At 69.5% G+C, this 22,946-nt stretch carries 23 protein-coding genes; 10 read left to right on the top strand and 13 right to left on the bottom strand.

Translation table 11 applies throughout. From position 1 onward, the window contains the following. The first annotated feature begins 15 nt into the window (after window positions 1-15). Both QM841_RS02220 and QM841_RS02215 read left to right on the top strand, forming a co-directional pair. Window positions 16-732 carry a response regulator transcription factor gene (locus QM841_RS02220; RefSeq protein ID WP_005263316.1) on the top strand — a complete coding sequence of 239 codons (717 nt, stop codon included), beginning with the start codon at window positions 16-18 and terminating at the stop codon, window positions 730-732. Beyond that, window positions 729-2,093, top strand: a complete 1,365-nt coding sequence (locus tag QM841_RS02215) for a sensor histidine kinase (RefSeq protein WP_283330751.1) — start codon at window positions 729-731, stop codon at window positions 2,091-2,093. The genes QM841_RS02220 and QM841_RS02215 overlap by 4 nt, the downstream gene beginning before the upstream one ends. A gap of 30 nt (window positions 2,094-2,123) precedes the next feature. On the opposite strand, the gene QM841_RS02210 is transcribed toward QM841_RS02215, so the two are convergent. The 5 genes from QM841_RS02210 to pdxH all read right to left on the bottom strand — a co-directional run bounded on the left by QM841_RS02210 (window position 2,124) and on the right by pdxH (window position 7,270). Continuing rightward, on the bottom strand, window positions 2,124-2,486 hold the full coding sequence (locus QM841_RS02210) for an FKBP-type peptidyl-prolyl cis-trans isomerase (protein ID WP_283330750.1): 363 nt from the start codon (window positions 2,484-2,486) through the stop codon (window positions 2,124-2,126). A 47-nt stretch (window positions 2,487-2,533) separates the two neighbouring features. Continuing rightward, a complete protein-coding gene (locus QM841_RS02205) occupies window positions 2,534-3,829 on the bottom strand; it encodes a citrate synthase (RefSeq protein WP_005244092.1) in 1,296 nt (431 codons plus the stop codon). 428 nt (window positions 3,830-4,257) lie between these two features. Next, window positions 4,258-5,217 (bottom strand): aldose 1-epimerase family protein, encoded by a 960-nt coding sequence (locus tag QM841_RS02200; protein ID WP_280778593.1) that lies wholly within the window; start codon window positions 5,215-5,217, stop codon window positions 4,258-4,260. A 52-nt stretch (window positions 5,218-5,269) separates the two neighbouring features. Beyond that, a complete protein-coding gene (locus tag QM841_RS02195; protein ID WP_283330749.1) occupies window positions 5,270-6,556 on the bottom strand; it encodes an MFS transporter in 1,287 nt (428 codons plus the stop codon). Between the two features lie 42 nt (window positions 6,557-6,598). Beyond that, the gene (pdxH, locus tag QM841_RS02190; protein ID WP_283330964.1) at window positions 6,599-7,270 is read right to left on the bottom strand and encodes a pyridoxamine 5'-phosphate oxidase; all 672 of its coding nucleotides are present in this window, start codon (window positions 7,268-7,270) and stop codon (window positions 6,599-6,601) included. 270 nt (window positions 7,271-7,540) lie between these two features. Here pdxH and QM841_RS02185 point away from each other — a divergent pair, with 270 nt between their 5' ends. Both QM841_RS02185 and serC read left to right on the top strand, forming a co-directional pair. Then, window positions 7,541-8,671 (top strand): citrate synthase 2, encoded by a 1,131-nt coding sequence (locus tag QM841_RS02185; protein ID WP_283330748.1) that lies wholly within the window; start codon window positions 7,541-7,543, stop codon window positions 8,669-8,671. 41 nt (window positions 8,672-8,712) lie between these two features. Next, window positions 8,713-9,834, top strand: a complete 1,122-nt coding sequence (gene serC / locus QM841_RS02180; protein WP_280778596.1) for a phosphoserine transaminase — start codon at window positions 8,713-8,715, stop codon at window positions 9,832-9,834. 64 nt (window positions 9,835-9,898) lie between these two features. On the opposite strand, the gene QM841_RS02175 is transcribed toward serC, so the two are convergent. From QM841_RS02175 to QM841_RS02150, 6 genes are read right to left on the bottom strand one after another with little or no spacing between them, the layout of a single operon-like run. Beyond that, window positions 9,899-10,384, bottom strand: coding sequence for a nucleoside deaminase (locus QM841_RS02175; RefSeq protein WP_280778597.1), 486 nt, complete (start codon window positions 10,382-10,384; stop codon window positions 9,899-9,901). Further along, entirely contained in the window at window positions 10,381-11,361 is a 981-nt protein-coding gene (locus QM841_RS02170) for an ornithine cyclodeaminase family protein (RefSeq protein WP_283330747.1), read from the bottom strand. The genes QM841_RS02175 and QM841_RS02170 overlap by 4 nt, the downstream gene beginning before the upstream one ends. A 23-nt stretch (window positions 11,362-11,384) precedes the next feature. Further along, window positions 11,385-12,308 carry an ABC transporter permease gene (locus QM841_RS02165; protein ID WP_283330746.1) on the bottom strand — a complete coding sequence of 308 codons (924 nt, stop codon included), beginning with the start codon at window positions 12,306-12,308 and terminating at the stop codon, window positions 11,385-11,387. After that, window positions 12,305-13,423: an ABC transporter permease gene (locus tag QM841_RS02160; RefSeq protein WP_283330745.1), complete on the bottom strand. Its 1,119-nt coding sequence runs from the start codon at window positions 13,421-13,423 to the stop codon at window positions 12,305-12,307. The genes QM841_RS02165 and QM841_RS02160 overlap by 4 nt, the downstream gene beginning before the upstream one ends. Then, window positions 13,420-14,967 (bottom strand): ABC transporter ATP-binding protein, encoded by a 1,548-nt coding sequence (locus QM841_RS02155; RefSeq protein ID WP_283330744.1) that lies wholly within the window; start codon window positions 14,965-14,967, stop codon window positions 13,420-13,422. The genes QM841_RS02160 and QM841_RS02155 overlap by 4 nt, the downstream gene beginning before the upstream one ends. Before the next feature lies 1 nt (window position 14,968). After that, on the bottom strand, window positions 14,969-15,985 hold the full coding sequence (locus QM841_RS02150; protein ID WP_283330743.1) for a BMP family protein: 1,017 nt from the start codon (window positions 15,983-15,985) through the stop codon (window positions 14,969-14,971). Between the two features lie 176 nt (window positions 15,986-16,161). Between QM841_RS02150 and QM841_RS02145 the strand changes: the two genes are divergently transcribed. From QM841_RS02145 to QM841_RS02135, 3 genes are all read left to right on the top strand, one after another. Next, entirely contained in the window at window positions 16,162-16,908 is a 747-nt protein-coding gene (locus QM841_RS02145; RefSeq protein WP_283330742.1) for a GntR family transcriptional regulator, read from the top strand. 117 nt (window positions 16,909-17,025) lie between these two features. Next, window positions 17,026-17,883, top strand: a complete 858-nt coding sequence (sepH, locus tag QM841_RS02140; protein WP_009478031.1) for a septation protein SepH — start codon at window positions 17,026-17,028, stop codon at window positions 17,881-17,883. 72 nt (window positions 17,884-17,955) lie between these two features. Then, entirely contained in the window at window positions 17,956-18,747 is a 792-nt protein-coding gene (locus QM841_RS02135) for a DUF6928 family protein (RefSeq protein WP_283330741.1), read from the top strand. 25 nt (window positions 18,748-18,772) lie between these two features. Here the strand turns inward: QM841_RS02135 and QM841_RS02130 are convergent, their stop codons facing one another. Together QM841_RS02130 and QM841_RS02125 are read right to left on the bottom strand one after the other, a co-directional pair. Continuing rightward, on the bottom strand, window positions 18,773-19,063 hold the full coding sequence (locus tag QM841_RS02130) for a DUF2537 domain-containing protein (protein WP_283330740.1): 291 nt from the start codon (window positions 19,061-19,063) through the stop codon (window positions 18,773-18,775). Between the two features lie 2 nt (window positions 19,064-19,065). Then, window positions 19,066-19,872, bottom strand: a complete 807-nt coding sequence (locus tag QM841_RS02125) for a TrmH family RNA methyltransferase (protein ID WP_007301148.1) — start codon at window positions 19,870-19,872, stop codon at window positions 19,066-19,068. A 70-nt stretch (window positions 19,873-19,942) separates the two neighbouring features. Here QM841_RS02125 and QM841_RS02120 point away from each other — a divergent pair, with 70 nt between their 5' ends. The 3 genes from QM841_RS02120 to QM841_RS02110 all read left to right on the top strand — a co-directional run bounded on the left by QM841_RS02120 (window position 19,943) and on the right by QM841_RS02110 (window position 22,858). After that, window positions 19,943-20,782, top strand: a complete 840-nt coding sequence (locus tag QM841_RS02120) for an SDR family NAD(P)-dependent oxidoreductase (RefSeq protein WP_283330739.1) — start codon at window positions 19,943-19,945, stop codon at window positions 20,780-20,782. Between the two features lie 61 nt (window positions 20,783-20,843). Next, window positions 20,844-21,737, top strand: coding sequence for an AAA family ATPase (locus QM841_RS02115; protein ID WP_283330738.1), 894 nt, complete (start codon window positions 20,844-20,846; stop codon window positions 21,735-21,737). Further along, window positions 21,734-22,858, top strand: a complete 1,125-nt coding sequence (locus QM841_RS02110) for a vWA domain-containing protein (protein WP_491932149.1) — start codon at window positions 21,734-21,736, stop codon at window positions 22,856-22,858. The genes QM841_RS02115 and QM841_RS02110 overlap by 4 nt, the downstream gene beginning before the upstream one ends. Window positions 22,859-22,946 lie beyond the last annotated feature (88 nt).

Genomic DNA, 22,946 nt, shown 5'->3' with positions numbered 1-22,946 from the left:
CGGCACAATGCAGGAGTGACCGTCACCGACTCAGCCAGTGTCCTCGTGGTCGACGACGACGAGGACGTGCGGACGTCCCTCGAACGCGGCCTGCGGCTGTCCGGATTCACCGTCCTCACGGCCGTCGACGGCGCCGACGCGCTCAGGGTGGTCAGCGAACGACGTCCGGACGCGATGGTGCTCGACATGAACATGCCGGTCATCGACGGCACCGGTGTGGTGACCGCCCTGCGCGCGATGAACAACGACATCCCGATCTGCGTGCTCAGCGCCCGCGACACCGTCGACGACCGCATCTCCGGCCTCGAGTCGGGCGCCGACGACTACCTGGTCAAGCCGTTCGTCCTCGCCGAACTGATCGCTCGGATCCGGGCGATGCTGCGGCGGCACGGAACGACGGCCGCCGCGCCGGCCGACTCGCCCGCGACCCCACCGATCCGCGTCGGTGCGCTGGAGATCCGGACGTCCGCACGCAGGGTCTTCATGGCGGGCGAGGAGGTCACGCTGACCAAACGGGAATTCGAACTCCTCGAGGTTCTCGCCCGCAACGTCGGCATCGTCCTGAGCCGTGAGCGACTCCTCGAACTGGTGTGGGGGTACGACTTCGTCGCCGACACCAACGTGGTGGACGTGTTCGTCGGCTACCTGCGTCGCAAGTTCGAAGTCGGTGGTCAACCGCGCATCCTGCACACGGTCCGCGGAGTCGGGTTCGTGCTCCGGGAACCGTCGTGAAACGGTCGTTCTCCCTCCGGACCCGCGTGGCCGCCGCGACCGCACTGGGGGCGACGATCATCGTCGTGGCCCTCGGCATCCTGGTGTCGCTGGCGATCAACCGGAACAACCTGTCGCAACTCGACCGGCGGCTGGAGACGGCGTCGGACGTCCTGGTTCCCAACGCGGCCACCGCGGGACTGTTCCTCGGGGCACTGGGCGACAAGGGTGCGTTCGCCATCACCATCCGTTCGGCCGACGGCAACACCGTGCTCGTCAGCACCCCCACCCAGCTGCCCGAACTCGACCCGGGCCAGCAGACCGTCGAGGTCGGTGACACGAAGTACCGGGCGTACACCGCGACCGTTCCGCTCCTCGGCACCCGGATCTCCCTGGCCGTGCCGTACGCCGAAGCCCAGGACGTGACGTCGGAGCAGCAACGACAGGTGGCCCTCGTCGGAGTGCTCGCCATCGCCGCGGCCAGCGGTCTCGGCTGGTTGTTCGGCGGTCGGGCCGTGCGACCGCTGGTCGACTTGACCGGCCGCATCGTGCGCCGCGAACCGAAGCTGACACCCACGACCTCCGGTGTCCGGGAGGCGGACGAACTGGCCTCCGCCGCGGAATCGATGCTGCGCGACGTCGCGGAGGCGCAGGACGCGACCACCGCCGCGCTCGCCACCGCACGCGACTTCGCGGCCGTCTCGGCACACGAACTCCGGACCCCGCTCACCGCGATGCGCACCGACCTCGAGGTCCTCACCACTCTCGACCTGACGCCGGATCAGCAGCACGAGATCCTCCGCGACCTCGCCCGCTCACAAGACCGGGTGGAATCGACGCTGTCCGATCTCGAACGCCTCGCCCGCGGCGAACTGTCCACCGACCAGGACTTCGTGGACTGCGACCTCGTCGACATCAGCGACCTCGCCGCCGAGGAGGCGATGCGTCACAATCCGGGACTGCAGGTGACCGTCGACGCGACCCCGGTGACGGTTCGGGGCATGCCCGGTGGGCTGCGGCTCACCCTGGACAACGCCATCAAGAACGCGGTCCGGCACGGCGGCGCCACCGCGGTGACGATCACGCTGAGAGCGGCCGACGGCATCACCACCGTCATCGTCGACGACAACGGGTCGGGGGTGCCCGAGGCCGAACGGGCCGTGGTGTTCGAACGGTTCCACCGCGGTTCCAACGCAACGAAGAGCGGGTCGGGCCTCGGCCTCGCGCTCGTCGCGCAGCAGGCGGCACTGCACAACGGCAGCGCACGTTTCGAGGTCAGCCCGCTCGGTGGCGCGCGCCTCGTCGTCGAACTCCACACCGACACCACACACCAGCCCCCGAAAGCGGAAGCAGGAAAAGCGGAAAGCCCCGCGTCACCGTGAGGTGATGCGGGGCTTTCGGTGCTGGGGAGACTATTCCTTCACGTCCAGCAGGTCGATCATGAAGACCAGCGTCTTGCCGGACAGCTGATGTCCGGCGCCGGCGGGACCGTAGGCCAGCTCCGGCGGGATCGTGAGCTGACGACGTCCGCCCACCTTCATGCCGGGGATGCCGTCCTGCCAGCCCTTGATGAGGCCGCGCAGCGGGAACTGGATGGACTCGCCGCGGCTCCAGGAAGAGTCGAACTCCTCGCCGGACTCGAACTCGACGCCGACGTAGTGCACCTCGACGGTGCCCCCGGGTACGGCCTCGGTGCCCTCTCCGACCACCACGTCCTTGATGACCAGGTCGGTCGGGGCAGGTCCGTCTTGGAACTCGATCTCGGGCTTGGTCATATGTCCTCCTCGGTGAGGCCTCTATGGTTCGGCACAGGAATTCGCGATCAGCGACCTGTGACGTCCTTGTAGTCACGCTCGGTGTAACCGGTGTAGATCTGGCGCGGACGGCCGATCTTCGTAGCGGGATCTTCGTGCATCTCGCGCCAGTGTGCAATCCACCCGGGCAAGCGGCCCATGGCGAACAGAACGGTGAACATGCGCGTGGGGAAACCCATCGCGCGGTAGATCAGACCCGTGTAGAAGTCGACGTTCGGGTACAGCTTGCGCTCGACGAAGTAGTCGTCGGTGAGCGCCGCCTCTTCGAGCGCCATCGCGATGTCGAGCAGCTCGTCGTCGCCGCCGAGCTTCTCGAGGATGGTGTGTGCCGTCTGCTTGACGATCGCCGCGCGCGGGTCGTAGTTGCGGTAGACGCGGTGCCCGAAGCCCATGAGCTTCACACCGTCTTCCTTGTTCTTGACCTTGCGGACGAAGTCGTCCGCGTTGCTGCCGCTGGCCTTGATCTCGTCGAGCATCTCCAGCACGGCCTGGTTGGCGCCGCCGTGCAGCGGGCCCCAGAGTGCGTTGATGCCACCGGAGATCGAGGTGAACAGGTTGGCGTCGGACGAGCCGACCAGCCGCACCGTCGACGTCGAGCAGTTCTGCTCGTGGTCGGCGTGCAGGATCAGCAGCATGTCGAGAGCCTTGGCGATCTCGGGATCGATCTCGTAGGGCTCCGCGGGGAAGCCGAACGTCATCCGGAGGAAGTTCTCGACCAGGTTCAGGGAGTTGTCCGGGTACAGGAACGGCTGCCCGACGGACTTCTTGTACGCGTAGGCCGCGATGGTCGGCAGCTTCGCGAGAAGTCGGATGGTCGACAGCTCGACCTGTTCCGGGTCGGCCGGGTCCAGGGAGTCCTGGTAGTACGCGGACAGCGCGTTGACGGCGCTGGACAGGACCGGCATCGGGTGTGCGTTCCGCGGGAATCCGTCGAAGAACCTCTTGAGGTCCTCGTGCAGCAGCGTGTGGCGCCGGATCCTGTCGGTGAACGACTCGAGCTGCGCCGTGGTGGGCAGCTCACCGTAGATCAGCAGATAGCTGACCTCGATGAAGGTCGACTTCCCGGCCAGCTGTTCGATCGGGTACCCGCGGTAGCGGAGAATCCCGTGCTCACCGTCGATGTAGGTGATCGCGGAGCTGGTGGAGGCGGTATTGACGAAACCCGGGTCCAGGGTGGTGTACCCGGTGCTGGCGAGCAGCTTGCCCAGTTCGATACCGTCATTGCCCTCGGTTGCCCTGGCAATGGACATCGTGTGCTCACCACCAGGGTAGGTAAGCGTGGGCTTTGTGTCATTGTCAGGCACGAAGCATCCCTCTCAAGCTCAAACCAATGAGTAACAACTTCATTCAGGTAGAAACTAGTCCCACTCTGGCCTGCGTGCCGAAGGCGGGTCCGCTCAGAGCCCGCGATCCGGGTCCGCCGCGGGATGCGCGGCGACCACCGGGAAGGGTCGCCGAACGGGATCGGCGAGTGTCCGATTTGCCCGCACGGCACGGGAGTGGGATCGGTGAGGGCCAGTTGCCCGAGACTGGACTGGCCGCGTTACCTGCACAGATGCCGAAGACTGCGGAGAACGCACACCGCGACGCGCGACGCGGTGAGGGAAGAACAGAGGGTGACACAAAGCGCCGCAGCCGCGACAGAAGAACCCCCGCCCGACGTATCGGCCGGACCGCGACCGGTGTTACACCGTCTCACCAAGTGGGCACTCGATGCTCGAAAGTTGAACCGCTACGCCACCGCGGACATGCCCCACACACCCGTCCACTGCTGCCCCGGAGCGAGCACCAACTGATCGATCCCGGAGTTGAACGCGTCCGGCGGGCACGTCATCGGTTCGAGCGCCAGCGCCCGCCCGCGGCCCGGGTACGACTTCCCGGCGTCCGGATCCGCGACGAACGCCTGCAGCCAGCCGAACTCACGAGCCGCCCACAGGATCGTTCCAGTGCCGTCCGGCGCCCGCAATTCGTGCCGCGACCTGCCGTCCGCGTCGACGTCCAGTGCACTGAACGGGGTGTCGAGCGCAACGCCCGCCAACGTGCGCGGGCTGGTGAAGTCGTATTCGGTGCCTGCCACGGGCTGCGAACCCCCACTCGGCAGCATGCGCTCGTCGAGAGGCAGCCGGGTGCCGGCGGACAGTCGCAGCGTGCACTCGTCGAGCGGGAAGTCGCCGGCGCGGACGTAGGAGTGGAAGCCCATCCCGAACGGTGCCGGGATGGCTCCCGTGTTGGTGGCGGTGTGCGTCACGGTCAGGCCGTCGTCGCCCACGACGTAGGCAACGGTGAGCCGCAGCGGGTACGGCCACCCCTTGTGGAGGCCGACGTCGATCGACAACTCGATGCGGTCGTCGGCGTGATTCACGACACGCCAGTCCCGGCGTCGGACGAATCCGTGACTGGCATTGCCGAATGTCGGTTCCGTGATCTCGAGCTGATGGTCGATGCCGTCGAAGACGAACTGGCCGTCGCGGATCCGGTTGGGCCACGGCGCGAGGATCAACCCCGCCGACAACGGTGGCCGGGTTCCGATGTCCCACGTCTCGGTGAGCGCCATCGGCCCGTCCGGACCGTCCCATTCGAGTAGCCGTAGTCCGGCGCCGGTGGCCGCGATACCGGCCCGGTAGCCGCCTCCCCGGATCTCGAATCCGGCCGTGGCAGGCCTGTCCGTCTTCGAAGACTGCGGTTCACCCATGCACTTCAGTGTGCCCGAGATGGGCACGAGATATGTGATGGCGCACAGGAACCTAGCGGGTGACCTTGTACCGCACCAGTGCCGGGAACGCGAGCGCGGCGATCACCACACCGACGACGACGAGGACGCCGCCGCCCGCGGCCGCCACACTCGTCCCGACCGCCGCCGCGGCCGCGCCGTGCACGACGTCACCGATCCGCGGGCCCCCGGCCACGACGACGATGAAGACGCCCTGGAGTCGTCCGCGCATCTCGTCCGTGGCGACCTGCTGGAGCATGGTGCTGCGGAACGCGGCGGAGACCATGTCGACGGCACCACCGAATGCGAGGAACGCGAGAGCGATCCACAACAGGACCGGACTGTCGCCGGGCGACGCGAGCCCCACCACGACGCCGAAGCCGACCATCGCGAGACCCCACAACACGATGCACACGATCACGGCGAGGCCCTGGCGCCGGACCCTCGGCAGCCAGCCGGAGAACACCCCACCGGCCACCGCGCCGAAGGACATCGCCGCGAACAGCAGTCCGAGCGCCACACCGCCCGATGCCGGGTCGCCGAACGTGTCGTGCGCGATCTGCGGGAACAACGCCCGCGGCATGCCGAACACCATGGCGATGATGTCGACGACGAACGACGCGAGCAGGACCTTCTGCGTCGCGAGGTAGGCGAACCCGTCGAACACCTCCCGCAGCCCGGCCCGGCGCGACTCCCCCGTCGGCGGAATGGCAGGCAGCCGGAGCACCGCCCAGAGCGTCGCCAGCAGGGCGATCGAATCGACGAGATACAGCGTCGACAGCCCGACCGTCGGAATCATCACGCCGGCGAGCAGCGGTCCGGCGATGGCGCCGAACTGCATGACCGTCATGTTGAGCGAGTTGGCGGCGGCCAGCTGCTCCGCGGGGATGAGCCGCGGGATGATCGCACTGCGGGTGGGCTGGTTGACCGCGAAGAACGCCTGTTGCAACCCCAGCAGTCCGAGCACCAGCCACACGTTGTCCAGGCCCAGCGCCGCCTGCACCCAGAACAGCACGGACGTCACACCGAGTCCGACGGTGGTGATCGTCAGCAGTTTCCGCCGGTCCATGACGTCGGCCAGCGCGCCGCCCCACAACCCGAACACGATCAGCGGTACCAGCGCGAAGACACCGGTCAGACCCACGTACGCCGAGCTGCGGGTGATCTCGTACACCTGCTGCGGCACGGCGACGACACTGAGCTGCCCGCCGATCACCGTCACGATCCCGGCCGCCCACAGGCGGCGGTAGTCCCGGTTCTGCAGCGGCGCCGTGTCGGCGAGCAGCCGCCGCTTCTTCTTCTCGGTGACGGTCTCGGTCATTCTTCCCTTAGCTCGTTTCCCATGCTCACTATTCCCAGGCCGTCACGGCTGCAGTCGCTCCACCGTCCACGAGCCGTCGACCAGCGACGTCCGGATTCGGTTGTGCATCCGGTTGGCGCGGCCCTGCCAGAACTCCACGACCGCGGGGCGGATCAGGATTCCGCCCCAGTCCGGCCGGACCGGGATGTCGACGTCGACGGGGAAACGCTCCGCCGCGTGCAGCAGCGCGGCGTCCAGTTCGGCCCGCGAACCGATCGGCTTCGACTGTTCGGACGCCCACGCCCCCAGCCGGGATCCGCGGGGCCTGCTGTGCCAGTACTCGTCCGTGACCTCGGCACTCACGCGCTCGACGGGACCGCGGACGGTGATCTGCCGGGCGACGGGCACCCAGGTGAACGTCACCGACGCGTAGGGCACCGCCTCCAGCTGGCGCCCCTTGTCCGAGTCGTAGTTGGTGAAGAACAGCACACCGTCGGCACTCAATCCCTTGCAGAGGACGGTGCGGGTGCGCGGATGTCCGTGCTCGTCGACGGTTCCGAGTGTCATCGCGTTGGGTTCGGGAACCCCGGCCTCCACGGCGTCCTCGAGCCACAGGCGCATCAGGGGAAGCCAGCCGTCGCTCAGCTGGTCGGCGTCCAGATCGGAGTCGACGTACCGTCCGTCAGCGCCCTGGTGTGCGTAACCGACGCGCATGGCCGCGAGGTTCTTGTTCACCGGTTTCGGCTGTTCTGCATCTGGAGACACAGCCGAGAACGCTACTCCCGGGTATGCACTGATCAACTCTCCGGTGACACCGGCTAAAGTTTTGGGGACCGAACCCGTCCCCTCGGATTGCAGCCGCGATCGTGCGATGCCCGGGGAAGGGAAGTCGATTGCGCGGACGAAGGTGCCTGCCCATCCCGCATGCACGCCGAGCGCAATTGTCGAACGCCGAGACAGTGCCGCTCTGACCGGGGGCACTCGAACGAGGAGAGTCCACGAGCTATGTCAGCTAGCGCGGCAATACCGGACGATTTCGTCAGCGGACTGGAAGGCGTGGTCGCGTTCACCAGCGACATCGCCGAACCCGACAAGGACGGCGGCGCCCTGCGCTACCGCGGCGTCGACATCGAAGAACTCGTCTCCAAGCACGTCACGTTCGGCAACGTGTGGGCCCTGCTCGTCGACGGCCGCTTCGGCCCCGGACTACCCCCGGCCGAACCGTTCCCGCTGCCCGTGCACACCGGCGACGTCCGCGTCGACGTCCAGGCCGGCCTCGCCATGCTCGCCCCCATCTGGGGATACCAACCCCTCCTCGACATCGACGACGACACCGCCCGCGAACAACTCGCCCGCGCCTCCGTCATGGCCCTGTCCTACGTCGCCCAGTCCGCCCGCGGCATCTACCAGCCCGCCGTCCCGCAGAAACGGATCGACGAGGCCAATACCGTCACCGAACGGTTCATGGTCCGCTGGAAGGGCGACCCCGACCCCGCCCACGTCGCCGCCATCGACGCCTACTGGGTCTCCGCCGCCGAACACGGCATGAACGCCTCCACCTTCACCGCCCGCGTCATCGCCTCCACCGGCGCCGACGTCGCCGCGTCCCTGTCCGGGGCGATCGGCGCGATGTCCGGCCCGCTGCACGGCGGCGCCCCCGCCCGCGTCCTGCCGATGATCGAGGACACCGAAAAGTCCGGCGACGCCCGCGCCCTGGTCAAGGGCATCCTCGACCGCAAGGAAAAGCTGATGGGCTTCGGGCACCGCGTCTACCGCGCCGAAGACCCCCGCGCCCGGGTGCTCCGTGCCACCGCGAAACGCCTGAACGCCCCCCGCTACGAGGCGGCCGCCGCCCTCGAACAGGCCGCCCTCGCCGAACTGCGCGAACGCCGCCCCGACCGGGCCATCGAAACCAACGTCGAATTCTGGGCCGCGGTCATCCTCGACTTCGCCGAGGTCCCCGCGCACATGATGCCCGCTATGTTCACCTGCGGCCGCACCGCCGGCTGGTGCGCCCACATCCTCGAGCAGAAGCGCCTCGGCAAGCTCGTCCGCCCCGCCGCCATCTACACCGGACCCGCACCCCGCACCCCCGAATCCGTCGAGGGCTGGGACCAGATCGCCCACACCAGCTGACCGTCTCCCCCGCCAGAACCAGTAAGGAACAGAAAGTAGCGATGACCTCCACACCGATCATCCCCGCAGACCTCCTGCCCGCCGACGGACGTTTCGGCTGCGGACCGTCGAAGGTTCGGCCCGAACAGCTGCAGTCGCTGGTCGAGGTGGGCTCCTCGGTGTTCGGCACCAGCCACCGCCAGAAGCCTGTCAAGGACGTCGTCGCCAGCGTGCGGTCCGGCCTCGCCGATCTGTTCTCTCTGCCCGAGGGCTACGAGGTGGTGCTCGGCAACGGCGGCACCACCGCGTTCTGGGATGCGGCCGCGTTCGGCCTGATCCGGGAGAAGTCGCTGCACCTCACGAACGGTGAGTTCAGCTCCAAGTTCGCGTCGGTCGCGAAGAACAACCCGTTCATCGGCGACCCGATCGTCGTCTCCGCCGACCCGGGCAGTGCGCCCGAGCCGGTCTCGGATCCGTCCGTCGACCTCATCGGCTGGGCGCACAACGAGACGTCCACCGGTGTCGCGATCCCCGTCTCGCGTCCCGCGGGCTCGGAGAATGCGCTCATCGCCATCGACGCCACGTCCGGCGCCGGCGGCCTGCCGGTGAACGTCGCCGACGCAGACGTGTACTACTTCGCCCCGCAGAAGTGCTTCGCCGCCGACGGCGGACTGTGGATCGCGCTGATGAGCCCGAAGGCGCTCGAGCGCGTCGCGGAGATCAAGGATTCGGGTCGCTGGACCCCCGACTTCCTGTCGCTGCCCATCGCCGTGGACAACAGCTCCAAGGACCAGACGTACAACACCCCGGCGGTCGCGACGCTGCTGCTGCTCGCCAACCAGATCGACTGGCTGAACGGAAAGGGTGGCCTCGACTGGGCCACCTCGCGTACCGCCGATTCGTCCTCGCGCCTGTACCAGTGGGCCGAGGCCAGCGACTACGCCACCCCGTTCGTCACCGATCCCGCTCACCGCTCGCAGGTGGTCGGCACCATCGACTTCGACGACAAGATCGACGCGGCTCAGGTGGCGAAGATCCTGCGCGCCAACGGCGTCGTCGACACGGAGCCGTACCGCAAGCTGGGCCGCAACCAGCTGCGTGTCGGCATGTTCCCGGCGATCGATCCCGAGGACGTCTCGCAGCTCACGAAGAGCATCGACTGGGTCGTCTCGCAGCTCGGCTGAGTCCCGGCACCCACGTCCGTCAGCCTCCGGCACCTCGGTGCCGGGGGCTGACGGCGTTCGGGGGTCAGTCCGTGTCGAGGAAACGGTGGAACGGTGCGAGCGCCTCGTCGCCGAGATGCGGTCCGCTGACCTCGATCTCGACGCTCGCGGATTCGAGCACGTCGGAGCAGCCCAGAGTGAACCGGGGACCGTCCGGGAGTATCCGGGAGAAGTCCGCGGACGACGCCGCGTAGACCACCCGCGTGATGCCGGCCCACACCATCGCCGCGCTGCACATCGGGCACGGCTCACCGCTGGCATACATGGTGGCGCCGACGAGGTCGCCGGTGCGTCCCTCACCGCAGGCGGTGGTGATCGCGTCGAGTTCCGCGTGCTCGGTGACGTCGGCGGACGTCGCGACGGAGTTGGCGCCCTCGCTGATCACGTGACCGTCGGCCCCGACCGCCACCGCACCGAACGGTCTGTTGCCCGCGTCGCCCGTCTCGTCGGCGAGTTCGATGGCTCGCCGCAGGTGCGCAAGGTCCGCGTCGTCGACATCGCTCTGGCTCATCGACTCAGATCCACTTCTGTTCCGACGCCCCGTTCCCGGGCTCTGTCGATCAGTATGCGCGCCGCGGCGAGGTCCTGGAGGCCGATCCCGACGGAGTTGTACAGCGTGATGTCCCGATCGGAGGTGCGGGCGACGGTGCGGCCCGCGATCACGTCGCCCAGCTCCACCGCGACGTCGTCCTCGGTGATCGCTCCCTCGGCGAGCGCCAGCAGCGTCTCCCCCGATTTGGTCATGGTGGTGGCCACCGAGTCGACGACCACCCGGGCACGCCGCATGCCCTCGCCGTCGATCTCCCGGTGGTCCGCGCGCGGGGGCGCACCGACGGCGTTGACGTGCAAGCCTTCGCCGAACCAGGCTCCCCGCACGATCGGGTCCCTCGACGGCGTGAGTGTGCAGAGGACGTCGGAAGACCGGGTGACCGCCTCGGGCGAGTCCATCGGCTTGACCGAGATTCCGAGATCCTCTGTTCGGCTGCGGAATTCCTCGACCGTCGCGTCCGAGCGCGACCACACCAGCACCGTCTCGACGTCCGACACCCGGGTGATCGCCTGGGCGTGTTCGACGGCGAGGGTCCCGGCGCCCACCAATCCCAGCACCCGGCTGCCTCGGCGGGCGAGGTGTTTCGTGGCCACGGCGCTGGCGGCGGCGGTGCGCACGGCGGTGATCAGGCGGCCGTCGAGCAGGGCCTCGCACTCGCCGGTGTCCGCGGACGTCACGAGCACGGCCGAGCGTTGGACGGGCAGACCGCGGGCGGCGTTGCCGGGAAGATCGACGAGCATCTTCACCGCGGCCGCGCCGGCCGACTGAGCCGCCGCGACCATCGGGACGAAGGCCGCGGACTGCAGGGTCATGGCGGGTGGGGCGGGTGCGGACGCCGTCCCGGCGGCCAGGTCGGCGTGCGCCCGTTCCACCGCGGCGAACACCTCGGCGCGGTCGATGAGGCCGGCCACGTCGGAATGGGAAAGGATCAGTGTCACAAGGGTTTCCTCGCTGAGATCGATCAGGACGCGCGCGCGAACGCGACGGTCAGGTTTGCGGGTGAGCGGCTGTTGCGGATGAATCCACTGACCGCGACGATCGCGATCACGTAGGGCAGCATGACGAGCAGGGCGAACGGGACGCTGACACCGAGCGCGGGCAACGCGAACTGGAGCGCCTGCGCGATCCCGAAGAACACGGACGCCCAGATCACGCCGAGCGCGCGCCACCTGCCCGCGATCACGGCCACGACGGCCAGGTACCCGATTCCGGCGGTCATGTTGTCGCTGAACGACCGCACCTCGGAAAGCGCGAGCTGCGCGCCGGCCAATCCCGCCGTCAGTCCCGCGACGAGCACGCACAGGTAGCGGATCTTCCGCACCGGCAGTCCACTCCAGTCGGCCGACTTCGCGTCCTCCCCGACCGCGTCGACGACGAGACCTGCCCGCGTCCGGCGCGACAGCGTGACGGCCAACAGCCCGACCACCGCGAAGCAGAAGTAGCCGAGAGCCGTCTGGGAGAAGAGAGCCGGTCCGAGGATCGGGATCCGGTGCAGCAGCGGGATCTCGAGTGCCGCGAAACCTGGGGCATTCTGCCCCTTGCCGTCCGCGAGCAGCAGCCGGGCACCGTAGGTGGTGGCACCGAGCGCGAGGGCGTTGCTCGCGATGCCCACCACGATCTGGTCGGCCCGCAGCGTGACGCTCAGCAGTGCCTGCAGCAGTCCGAACAGCACCCCGGCCGCCAGTCCGGCCGCGAGACCGCCCACCGCGGATCCGGTGGCGACGGCGCCGAGCACGCTGGCGAACGCCCCGGTCAGCATCATGCCCTCGAGGCTGAGGTTCAGTACGCCTGCCCGCTCGCTCACCAGTTCCCCGCTCGCGGCCACCAGGATCGGGAGTGCGAATCCCACGCCGCTGACGGCGATGTCCGACACCGTGTTCATCATTGCTTCGCTCCAGCCAGGTCGGGGACGTCGTGGGTCTTCGCCGTCGTCGCGGCCGCGGATCTCGATCTCCCGCCGGTCGCGGTCCACAGCACCGCTCCCGCGATCAGGATGATCATGAGCGATTCCACGATCGACACGGTCGAGGCCGGAACACCGGCTGCGAGTTGAAGATTGATTCCACCGGACACGAGGAAGCCGAGCAGTAGCGACACGGCGCCGACGGCGAGCATGGAACCGCGCGCCAGGAGTCCGACGACCAGACCGGAGAACCCGTAGCCGGAGGAGAATCCTTCGACGAGCACGAACGGCGCCGTCGCGACGAGGATCCCGCCCGCGAGCCCGGAGAACGCGCCTGCCGAGGACAGGCTGAGAAATCGCAGCCGTCCGACCGGCAGTCCCAGCCGCGCCGACGCGTCCGGGTTCAGGCCGACGGAGCGCAGTCGCACGCCGACCGCCGTCCGGCGCAGGATCACGCCGACGATCAGCACCGCGATCACGGCGATCCACAGCGCGATCGTCCCCGGCGAACGCTCGATCCCCAGCAACGGCAGGTGCGCGGTTTCGATCAGCGGCGCGGACTGCGGCAGTGTCTCCGACGACGTGACGGGCTGGCGGAGGAGGCTGGGCTCGTGCACCATCAGCAGCACCAGCGCGAGGCCGACGAAGTTCAGCAGCAGCGTCGTGATGATCTCGCTCGTGCCCCGGCGGACCCGCAGGTACGCGGCGATCGCGGCCCATGCCCACCCGGCGCCGGCCGCGGCGAGGAGTACCGCGGTGACGGCGATCGGGGCGGGGGTGTCCTCCCCGAGAGCGGTGCCGACCGCGGTCGCGGCGATGCCCCCGACGCACAGCTGGCCCTCGCCACCGACGTTTACCAGTCCGGCCCTGTGTGCGACGGTGAACCCGGCCGCGACGAGAGCCAGCACCGCGGCTGTGTTGAGTGAGACTCCGATCGCGTAGCTGCTGCCGAACATCCCCTCGGACAGCGCCTCGACGGTCTCGGGCACGGTGGCACCCGCGGCCGCGGCGAGGAGCAGTCCGACGAGTCCCGCGACCGCGATCGCGGCGATTGCCACCGGAAGTGGGTGATGCACCCAGATTCGACGTCGAGTCATGCCGCCGTTCCCGTCATCAGTTCACCGATGCGCTGCCCCGCAGTGGCCGACGCAGTGTCGACGGGCCCGAGCAGGGCCCCGCGGTAGCTGACGAAGATGCGGTCGCACAGCGCGAGCAGTTCGGGGATCTCGCTGGACACGACGAGGACTCCGTTTCCCGCGGACGCGCAGCTGCGGAGTTGGTTCAGAACGAATTCGACCGCCCCGATGTCGAGTCCGCGGGTGGGTTGCGCCGCGACCAGACACTGCAGGTTCTCCGTCGACAGTTCGCGGGCGAGGACGACCTTCTGCTGATTGCCTCCCGACAGCGCACCCATGGAGGTTCCCGGTCCGGGTGTCCGTACCGAGAACTGCTCGATCAGGTCCCCGGCCGCGGCGTCCATCCGACTTCGGTCGAGCAGGCCCATCCTGCGGAAGCGGTGCAGGCGGCCGAGGAAGAGGTTCTCCGACAGGGACAGTTCCGCCACCATCGCCTCCCGGTGGCGGTCTTCCGGCACCACCCCGAGACCGAGCCGGGTGCGTTCGGCCGGGGACTCCGACGTGATGTCGGCGTCGCCGAGCGTGACCGTGCCGGACTCGGGTCGGGTGGCACCGGACAGCACGGCGACCAGTTCGCTCTGCCCGTTCCCCTCGACGCCCGCGATCCCGACGATCTCACCGGCCCGCACCTCGAGCCCCACGCCGGACAGGGCGACGCTGCCGTCCGCCCGGGTGGCGCGGACGCCGCGGAGCCCGAGGACGACGGGGCCGGTCGCCCGCCGCTCGGGCATCGCGCCGCCGTCGCTCTCCGCGCCGACTCCCGCGGCGAGCACCGGACCGAGTTCGGACACCGGTCTTCCGACCATCGCCGTCGTCAGCTGGGGGATCGTCAGCTCCGACATGCGGCCCCCGCCTGCCACCTCACCCCCGCGCAGTACGGTCGCGGCGTCCGCGACGCGGGCCACCTCACCGAGTTTGTGGGTGACGAGGACGACGGCCTTGCCCGCCGCCGCGACGGCCTGGCACGTCTCGATCAGGGCGTCGATCTCGCCGGGGTCGAGTACCCCGGTCGGCTCGTCCAGCAGGATCAACGCGGGGTCGGTGAGCAGGGCCTTCACGATCTCGACCTTCTGCCGCGCACCGATCGGCATGGCGGAGACCAGCGCGTCCGGATCGATCCTCAGGTGATAGTCGTCGGCGAGTCGATCGAGGCGGGTCCGCAGTTCCGCGCGGCGCAGTCGCAGTCCCCGTCCGGTGAGCAGCAGGTTCTCGGCGACGGTCATCGTGCCGATGAGACTGAAATGCTGGTGCACCATCGCCACGCCGTCCGCCATCGCGGCCGCGGGCGAACCGGGCGCGTATCGGCGACCGGCCAGGGTCATCGTTCCGGTGTCCGGCCGCAGACCGCCGTACACCACGTTGCAGAGCGTCGACTTCCCGGCCCCGTTCTCCCCGAGGATGCAGTGCACCGTGCCGGGTTGCACCGACAGGTCGACACCGTGGAGGGCCAGGACGTCGCCGAAGGACTTCCCGATTCCCGTGAGTTGCAGTGCTGGTGTGCTCATGTCAGCCCGCTCGGTAGGGCTCGACGGCACCGGTGGCCAGGGCGGTCTTCGCCTTGCCGAGTGCGTCGGCGACGGCGGGGTCGGCGCTGCAGAGCAGGAAGTCGGTGCCGCCGTTCGGTGACGTCAGGCCGAATGCCACGTTCTCGGCCTTCCACGTTCCGTCCAGGGTGGACTGGACGGCGTACTCCACTTCCTTGCCGATGTCGGTGTGCACGTAGCCGACGTAGGCGGGGTTCGAGCAGTCGCCGGGAATCGGGCCGCCCACCATCAGCGCGCCCGACTGCGCGGCGGCCTGTTCCAGCCCGGACTTGCCGAGGTTCACGATCTGCCCCACCGCGCCCGCGCCGGCGCCGTAGTTGGCGAGCGCGGCCTGCTTCGCCTTGGCGGGGTCGTTGAAGTCGCCCAGGTACTGCGGGGTGAGCACCTGGGTGCCGGGCCGCGCGAACTCGGCGCCGTTACCGAAGGCCTTCGCGGCGTTCACGATGGCGGGCAGTTCGACGCCGCCGACGAACGACACGGACTGGGTCTCGGACGCCGTCGCCGCGACGGCTCCGCTGAGGAACTCGGCCTCCGCCTGCTGCGGGTCGTAGTAGGCGAGGTTCGGCAGCGGGGACGCGTCGGCGGGTCCGCCGATCTCGACGAATTTCACGTCGGGGAACTGGGTTGCAACCTTGCGGACGTCGGCGTCCGTCTGACCGCCGAGCGAGACGACGAGGTCGTTCGCGGTCGCGAACCGCACCAGGGCCTGCTGGTAGTCGGCGGCGGCGACCTGCTCGACGTAGCTCAGTTCCACCCGGTCACCGAGGGTTTCCTCGAGACGTTGGTAGCCGAGGTATCCCGATTCCATGAAGCCCGTGTCGGAGACGGAGCCGGGGAAGAACACTCCGACGCGGAGGGTGTCACCGGAGGCGGTGCCTGCGTCCGACGACCCGCAGGCCGTCAGGGTCGCCGCGAGAATTGCGGCCGCGCACAGCGCTGGGACGAGGGTTCGGGTTCGGGCGGAGAAGGTCGTGTTCACGCGCTGGACTCCTTGACTCAGGAACCGCCACAGTTAGCGGTATACCGTTATTTGAATCTTGGAGGCGCGTCATTTCCGCCGTGTTACACAGACGTAAGGACCCGCATCCACCCGAGGGCGGCGCGCGGGTGCGCTCTACGGTGGCTGACGTGGCCACCATGACGACAGGAGACCGCGTGAACGGTGCAACCGACGCGTCGGCGCCGAAGTCACTGCGCGAGACCGCGTACGAAGAACTGCGCAGGCGCATCGTCAACCTGCAGCTCGCGCCGGGCCAGCGCCTGATCGAACGCGACCTCGCCGCGGAACTGCAGGTGTCCCGAATCCCGCTGCGCGAGGCCCTGCAACAGCTCCAGACCGACGGACTCGTCGTGATCGTCCCGCGGCGCGGAGCGATCGTCGCCCCGTTCGGCGTCGACGAGGTCCGCGACCTCTTCGACGTCCGCGAAAGCCTCGAGGTGCTCGCGGCCCGGCTCGCCGCGCAGCGAGCGGACGACTCCCATCTCACGGCACTGCGCGACCAACTCACCGCGGCGCGTTCGGCCACAGCGCGCGACGACAAGCCCGCTATCGCCGCCGCGAACGCCGCATTCCACGCCGTCATCGTGGAGATGTCCGGCAGTCCCCTGCTGCAGTCGATGCTGCAACCGCTCGCGACGCGCGTGCAGTGGTTGTTCCACCTCACCAAGGAACGCGATCCCGGACAGCAATGTGACGAGCACGCCGAGTTGTACGACGCGATCGCGGCGGGCGACGCCGACCGCGCCGCCGAGGTCGCGTACCGGCACGTCGCGTCGGGCCGCGAACCCAGCCTCGAGCTGGCCGAACACTGGTCTGCACCCGCGATCGACCCGGTCGAGGCCACCCGCACGAGGCAGCGCACACCCCGCAGGACGGACCGATCACGAAACGACGAAGCCTAGCGCGGCCGCGACGCCGGGACGGGATTTACCCGCGCGTGTCCTGCCGCGCGGGCTGTCACGAATGAATTACAGTTGCCCAGGTGCAAAGTCGCGAGCCGGCGCGATAAGGAGGTCAACGTGCGAGAGCTTCGAGTGATCGGTCTCGAGCCAGATGGATCGCACGTCGTGTGCGCAGATGCCAGTACCGGCGAAAAATTCCGGCTTCCCGCCGATGACAAACTCCGCGCCGCATCCCGCGGGGACATCGCTCGACTCGGCCAGATTGAGATCGAAATGGACAGTCAGCTCAGGCCCCGTGAAATCCAGGCCCGCATCCGTGCCGGCGCCTCCGTCGAACAGGTGGCCGACGAGGCCGGTATCCCCCTGGCGAAGGTGGAGCGGTTCGCGTATCCGGTCCTGCTCGAACGTTCCCGTGCGGCCGAGATGGCGCAGGGCGGACATCCGGTCCGCGACAACGGCCCCGCCGTTCCCACTCTCGCCGAGATCGTCACGCAGGCGTTCCGCGCTCGGGGACACAACATCGACGACGCCACGTGGGATGCGTGGCGCGACGAGGACAATCACTGGGTCGCCCAGCTGCAGTGGCAGGCCGGGCGGACCACCAACGCGGCGCACTGGCGGTACCAGCCGGACGCGCACGGTGGCACCATCGTCGCGCTCGACGACACCGCGTTCGACCTGATCGATCCCGACTTCGGCCGTCCGCTCCGCGGATTGGCACCGGTGGCGTCCGACGAGCCGGAGCAACTCGAACTCGCCGAGTTCCCCACCGAGGTGGAGGTGCCGACGATCGAGCCCGAGGAGATCATCGAGGCCGACGTCACCGAGGAACCCGAGGACGAGCCCGCCCCGTCCGAGGAACCCGCCGCACCCAAGATCGCCCCGCACCAGACGAACAACAAGGACAAGCGCGGCAAACCCGCCCTCCCGTCCTGGGACGACGTCCTGCTCGGTGTCCGCAGCAGCGGACGCTGACCGTCTGCGCGGTGAGCAGGCCGGAAACACGGTCGGGGTCGTACTCTTTCAGGAAGACACCGGAAGAGAGGGATGACCGTGGGGGCCAAGGTATCAACGATCTGGTACGTCGACGTCCCCGACCCTGCGGCTGTGCTGCGCGGCCACCCGGAGCCTGATCCGGGCGCGGCGCAGCAGCTCGCCTCCCGTCTCTATCCCGACCTGGTGGCCACCCCCACCGGCCCGGTTCCGCTGGCCGAGGCCGCACGGCTCGACGCCGCCGGGACCGTGCACATCGGTTCCTACCCCGGCGTCACCGTCGTGTGCGGGCCCGATCTGGCCGTCCCCCGACCGTCGACGCTGCCCGAAACACGCGTCCGGCCCACCGAATTCGCGAAGACGTACTACGTGGCGTCCAAGCCCGACATCGCGTGGGGCTCGTTCGCGATGTGGGAGGACGGGCACCTGACTCGATCGTTCAGCGCGACGCCGGTCCACATCCACGAGGACCTCGGCCTCCCCCTGGTGTGGGAGAGGCCGTTCTGGGCGGGCGACTTTCCGCTGAAACATCCGGCGGGTGTCCTGCCCGACCCGCAGTCGCTGCCGTTCCACCCGCAGCAGTTCGCCGAGGGCGCCAACCGGGAATGGCTGGGCTTCCGGTACACGGGCGCCCCCGAGGGCACCGAGATCGACCCGAAGACGCTCACCGTGCTCGGCTTCACCGTTCACCCGGCCGGCGAGGGTCCCGAAATCGAGCCTCCCGCCGAGGTGGAACAAGCCGAGGTGGAACAACCTGCCCCCGCACCCGTCCCCGGCCCGGTGGCCACGCCTGCTCCGCCGCCGGCTCGGAAAGGCGGACTCCTCCGCCGTTACTTCGGTTTCTGACCACTCCGGCCGGAGTCAGGCGCAGTCAGGCGGCACCGACGAGCAGCGCCGTCCAGCCGGCGACAACTCCGGTCGCAGCCCCGTAGACCAGCCACCGCCAGACCGGTGTCCGGCGCAGCCGCCACACCGACGGCGCGACCCCGGCGACCACGACGAGTTCGAGGACCACCGCCAGGACGAGGTTGATCCGGGCGAGCTGCGAGCCGAAGGCCATGATCGCGACCGCCACCACGGCTGCGGCGAACCCCGCCACGAGAAGTCCCGTGAACCACGGTGTTCCCGTCGGCTGCGGATACGGGGAATGAGGGTGCAGCATTCTCACCGACCCGTGCGGACGCGCTCGTAGAACGCCATCGCCGCCGCCGTCGCGACATTGAGCGAGTCCGTGCCGGGTGCCATCGGGATGCGGGCACGAATGTCCGTGGCCCGCATGGCGTGTTCGGTGAGGCCGGGGCCTTCCGCACCCAGCAGCAACGCCACCTTCTCCCCCGTCATCGCCTCGGCGAGCGTCACCGCCTCGGGGTTCGGGGTCAACGAGATCAGCTGGAAACCCCGCTCCCGCAGGGCGTCCAGGTCGTGCGGCCACTTCGTGACGTGCGCGAACGGGACCCGGAGAACGTGCCCCATCGACACCCGGACCGCCCGGCGGTACAGCGGGTCGGCGCAGCCCTTGCCGAACACCACGGCGTCCACGCCGAGGCCCGCCGCGTTGCGGAACATCGAACCCAGGTTCTCGTGATCGTTGACGCCCTCGAGCACTGCGACCGTCCGGGCGTGCTCGAGCACGTCCGGCAGTTCGAGCGGCGCGGGGCGGCGCGCCGCCGCGAGCACACCCCGGTTGAGGTGGAACCCGACGACCTCGGCCATGACATCCGCCGTCGTCCGGTAGAACGGCACGTCCACGTCTGCGAGGTCGTCCGTGAGTTCCTCCAGCCGCCGGTCGACGCCGAGCAGCGCGATCGGGTCGAACCGGGACGTGAGCAGGCGCTGCGCCACCAGCACGCCCTCCGCGATCACCAGGCCCTTGCCCTCGGGAAGGTCGGGACGCCGGTCCGAGGAATTGAGATCGCGGAAGTCGTCCAGCCTGGTGTCGGCCGGATCTGTTATGTCGATGACGTGTACCACCGGTCCATCGTGCCGTATGCGGGGCGTCACAGCGTTGACTCCCCTCCACCGAGCGCGAAAGCTCGGAGGAATGAAGCAACTGCAGGGACGCACGGCTCTGGTGACCGGCGCCTCCGGCGGTCTCGGCCGCGTCGTCGCCCGGGCCCTCGCGCGGGAGGGCGTCGCCGTCGCGGTGTCCGGCCGGCGTGAGGACCGACTCGCGGAAGTCGTCGGAGAACTGCGTGCGCTCGGTGTGCGCGCCGAGGCCGTGCCCGCAGACTTGAGCCGGCTCGGTCAGCTCGATTCGCTGATCGAACGCACCGAGGCGGCGGTCGGCCCCCTCGACCTGCTGGTGAACAACGCCGGCGTGGAGAACGTCTCGGCCTTCACCCGACTCGACCCCGGCGAGCTCACCGCGATGGTCGACGTGAATCTCACCGCGCCACTGCTTCTCACGCGCCGAGTGGTGCCCGGGATGCTGGGCCGCGGTCGTGGTCACGTGGTGTTCATCTCGTCGCTGGCCGCGAAGATCGGTCCGGCGTACTGCGCGCCGTACGCCGCGACGAAGGCCGGGCTGATCGGTCTCACCCAGTCGCTGCGCGCGGAGTACGCGGGCTCGCCCGTCGGTTTCTCCGTCGTGTGCCCCGGATTCATCGCGGGCGACGGCATGTACCAGCGGATGACGGAACGCGGAATCAGGGCCGGCCGGATCACGGGCGAGACCAGCACCGACAAGGTCGCCGCCGCCGTGATCCGGGCGATCCAGCGTGACCGGCCCGAGATCGTCGAGAGCGGAGCGCCGATCCGCCCGCTGCTCGCGCTGGCGCAGATCGCGCCGGGACTCGTCGAACGGGCGGCCGCGAGGTTCGGCGCCGCCGCGATGTTCCGGCGGTTGAGCGAGGACCGCGGCAGGGTGGAGCCGGACGGTTGACCGCCGGCGGGGTTGTCCGAGTCGCGTGTCCGGGGGCGGGCACTCACCTAGGCTCGCGGGCGTGAGTGATTCCACGCCGACGGTCGGTTCGCCTGCGGAACTGGCGCGGGCGCTCGACGCCACCGGCTACCTCGCCGACGACGGCGTCGCGATGGCCGCGTTCCTCGCCATACGTATGGGACGTCCGCTGTTCTGCGAGGGCGAACCCGGCACCGGCAAGACGTCGCTCGCGGCCGCGTTGTCGGAGGCGTTCGGTCTGCCGCTGATCCGCCTGCAATGCCATGAGGGCATCGACGCCGCGCAGGCCCTGTACGACTGGGACTTCCCGCGGCAGTTGCTGCACCTGCGGACGCTGGAGGCGGCGAGCGACGGCACGCTCGAGGCCGACACGGTCGAACGTTCGCTGTACACCGAGCGGTTCCTGCTGGCGCGCCCCTTGCTGCGGGCGCTCACCGAAGCCCCGTGCGTGCTGCTCGTCGACGAGATCGACCGCGCCGACGACGAGTTCGAGGCATTCCTGCTGCAGGTGCTCGACGAGAATGCCGTCACCATCCCCGAACTGGGCGAGGTGCGGGCGGCGACACCACCGCTGGTGGTGCTCACCTCCAACCGCACCCGCGAGGTGCACGACGCCCTCAAACGCCGCTGCCTCTACCACTGGCTCGAACACCCCGATCTGGCGCGGGAGGTCGCGATCCTGCGCCGCCGCATCCCCGGCATCGGGGCCGAACTCGCCGGCCAGGTCGCCCGGGCCGTCCACTCCCTGCGCGAGATGGAACTGCTCAAGCCGCCGGGGGTGGCCGAGTCGCTGGACTGGGCCCGCGCACTCCGGGAACTCGATCGGGACGTGCTGGACGCGGAGACCGCCGCCGCGACGCTCGGCGCGGTCCTCAAGTACCGCGAGGACCTCGAACGGGTGGCCCGTGCCGGACTGGACCGGCTCCTGGCGGGATGAGAGGCATGTCCACGAACCCGGACATCGGTGACCCGCTCGTGGGCATCGCCGGGTTCGCGCACGCCCTCGCGGCGGCGGGACTGTCGGTCGCGTCGGACGCCGTCGCCGCGTTCGCACGGGCCCTCCGCCAGGTGGATGTGGGCGATCCGAGTCAGGTGTACTGGGCGGGTCGCGCGACGCTGTGCCGCGGTCCCGACGACATCCCGCGGTACGACTCGGCGTTCTCGGCCTGGTTCGGCGGTACCGTCCCGGCGCGCACGCCGCGGTCCGGGGAGCAGCCGCGCCACGCCGCAACAGCGGCGCTGACCACGACGGACGGCGGCGACACCGGTGGGAACGCGCCGCATCTGCGGGTCGCCGCGGACGACACCGAGGTGTTGCGCCACCGGGACATCGCCGACCTCACCGCGGCCGAGCGCGCGCACCTCGCCGAACTGATCGCCGCCCTGCGCCCGCGGCCCCCGACCCGCCCGGCCATCCGGATGCGCCCGGCCCGCCGGGGCGCCGTGGACCCGCGGCGCACCGTGCGGGGCATGCTCGCGGCGGGTGGCGAACCGGTGCGGCCGAGCCACCACCGCAAGGCCACCCGGCCACGCCGGATGGTGCTGCTGATCGACGTGTCCGGATCGATGAGCCCGTACGCCGACGCGCTGTTGCGCTTCGCGCACGTCGTCGCCCGCGGCAACCCTGCAGGCACCGAGGTGTTCTCACTGGGCACCCGGCTGACGCGGCTCTCCCGGGCGCTGCGGGTCCGCGACCCGGAAGTGGCGCTCGCCGCCGCGGGCCGGGCCGTGCCCGACTGGGCGGGCGGCACCCGCCTCGGCGAGACGCTGCGCGCCTTCCTGGACCGCTGGGGCAGGCGCGGCGTCGCGCGCGGCGCCGTCGTGGTGATCTTCTCCGACGGCTGGGAGCGCGGTGACCCGGCCCTGCTCGCGGAGCAGATGGCTCAGCTGCGCCGGCTCGCGCGCACCGTGCTGTGGGTAAATCCGCACGCCGGCGCTGACGGATACGAGCCGGTGCAGTCCGGGATCGCGGCCGCCCTGCCGTTCGTCGATCGTCTGCTCGCCGGCCACAGTCTCGCGACACTGCAGGAACTGCTCGAGGTCGCACGCCGAACGTGACCGATCCTGAACCGGTTCCACGATTTCGGGTGTTGTTCGCGCTCCGTCGGCGCAGAGTAGGACGTATCACCTGACGCTCCCGGCTTTG

Source organism: Rhodococcus sp. IEGM 1307, assembly GCF_030056915.1.
GTDB classification, from domain to species: domain Bacteria; phylum Actinomycetota; class Actinomycetes; order Mycobacteriales; family Mycobacteriaceae; genus Rhodococcus_F; species Rhodococcus_F opacus_D.
Note: the sequence above shows the minus strand (reverse complement) of the source record. Positions and strands in the feature narration are given on the sequence as shown.

Excerpts from the sequence above, each read along its gene's own strand:
- QM841_RS02210 (WP_283330750.1), bottom strand. The coding sequence starts at position 2,486 with ATGACCAAGCCCGAGATCGAGTTCCAAGACGGACCTGCCCCGACCGAC.
- QM841_RS02200 (WP_280778593.1), bottom strand. The coding sequence starts at position 5,217 with ATGGGTGAACCGCAGTCTTCGAAGACGGACAGGCCTGCCACGGCCGGA.
- QM841_RS02195 (WP_283330749.1), bottom strand. The coding sequence starts at position 6,556 with ATGACCGAGACCGTCACCGAGAAGAAGAAGCGGCGGCTGCTCGCCGAC.
- QM841_RS02185 (WP_283330748.1), top strand. The coding sequence starts at position 7,541 with ATGTCAGCTAGCGCGGCAATACCGGACGATTTCGTCAGCGGACTGGAA.
- serC (WP_280778596.1), top strand. The coding sequence starts at position 8,713 with ATGACCTCCACACCGATCATCCCCGCAGACCTCCTGCCCGCCGACGGA.
- QM841_RS02175 (WP_280778597.1), bottom strand. The coding sequence starts at position 10,384 with ATGAGCCAGAGCGATGTCGACGACGCGGACCTTGCGCACCTGCGGCGA.
- QM841_RS02165 (WP_283330746.1), bottom strand. The coding sequence starts at position 12,308 with ATGATGAACACGGTGTCGGACATCGCCGTCAGCGGCGTGGGATTCGCA.
- QM841_RS02160 (WP_283330745.1), bottom strand. The coding sequence starts at position 13,423 with ATGACTCGACGTCGAATCTGGGTGCATCACCCACTTCCGGTGGCAATC.
- QM841_RS02155 (WP_283330744.1), bottom strand. The coding sequence starts at position 14,967 with ATGAGCACACCAGCACTGCAACTCACGGGAATCGGGAAGTCCTTCGGC.
- QM841_RS02135 (WP_283330741.1), top strand. The coding sequence starts at position 17,956 with ATGACCGTGGGGGCCAAGGTATCAACGATCTGGTACGTCGACGTCCCC.
- QM841_RS02130 (WP_283330740.1), bottom strand. The coding sequence starts at position 19,063 with ATGCTGCACCCTCATTCCCCGTATCCGCAGCCGACGGGAACACCGTGG.
- QM841_RS02120 (WP_283330739.1), top strand. The coding sequence starts at position 19,943 with ATGAAGCAACTGCAGGGACGCACGGCTCTGGTGACCGGCGCCTCCGGC.
- QM841_RS02110 (WP_491932149.1), top strand. The coding sequence starts at position 21,734 with ATGAGAGGCATGTCCACGAACCCGGACATCGGTGACCCGCTCGTGGGC.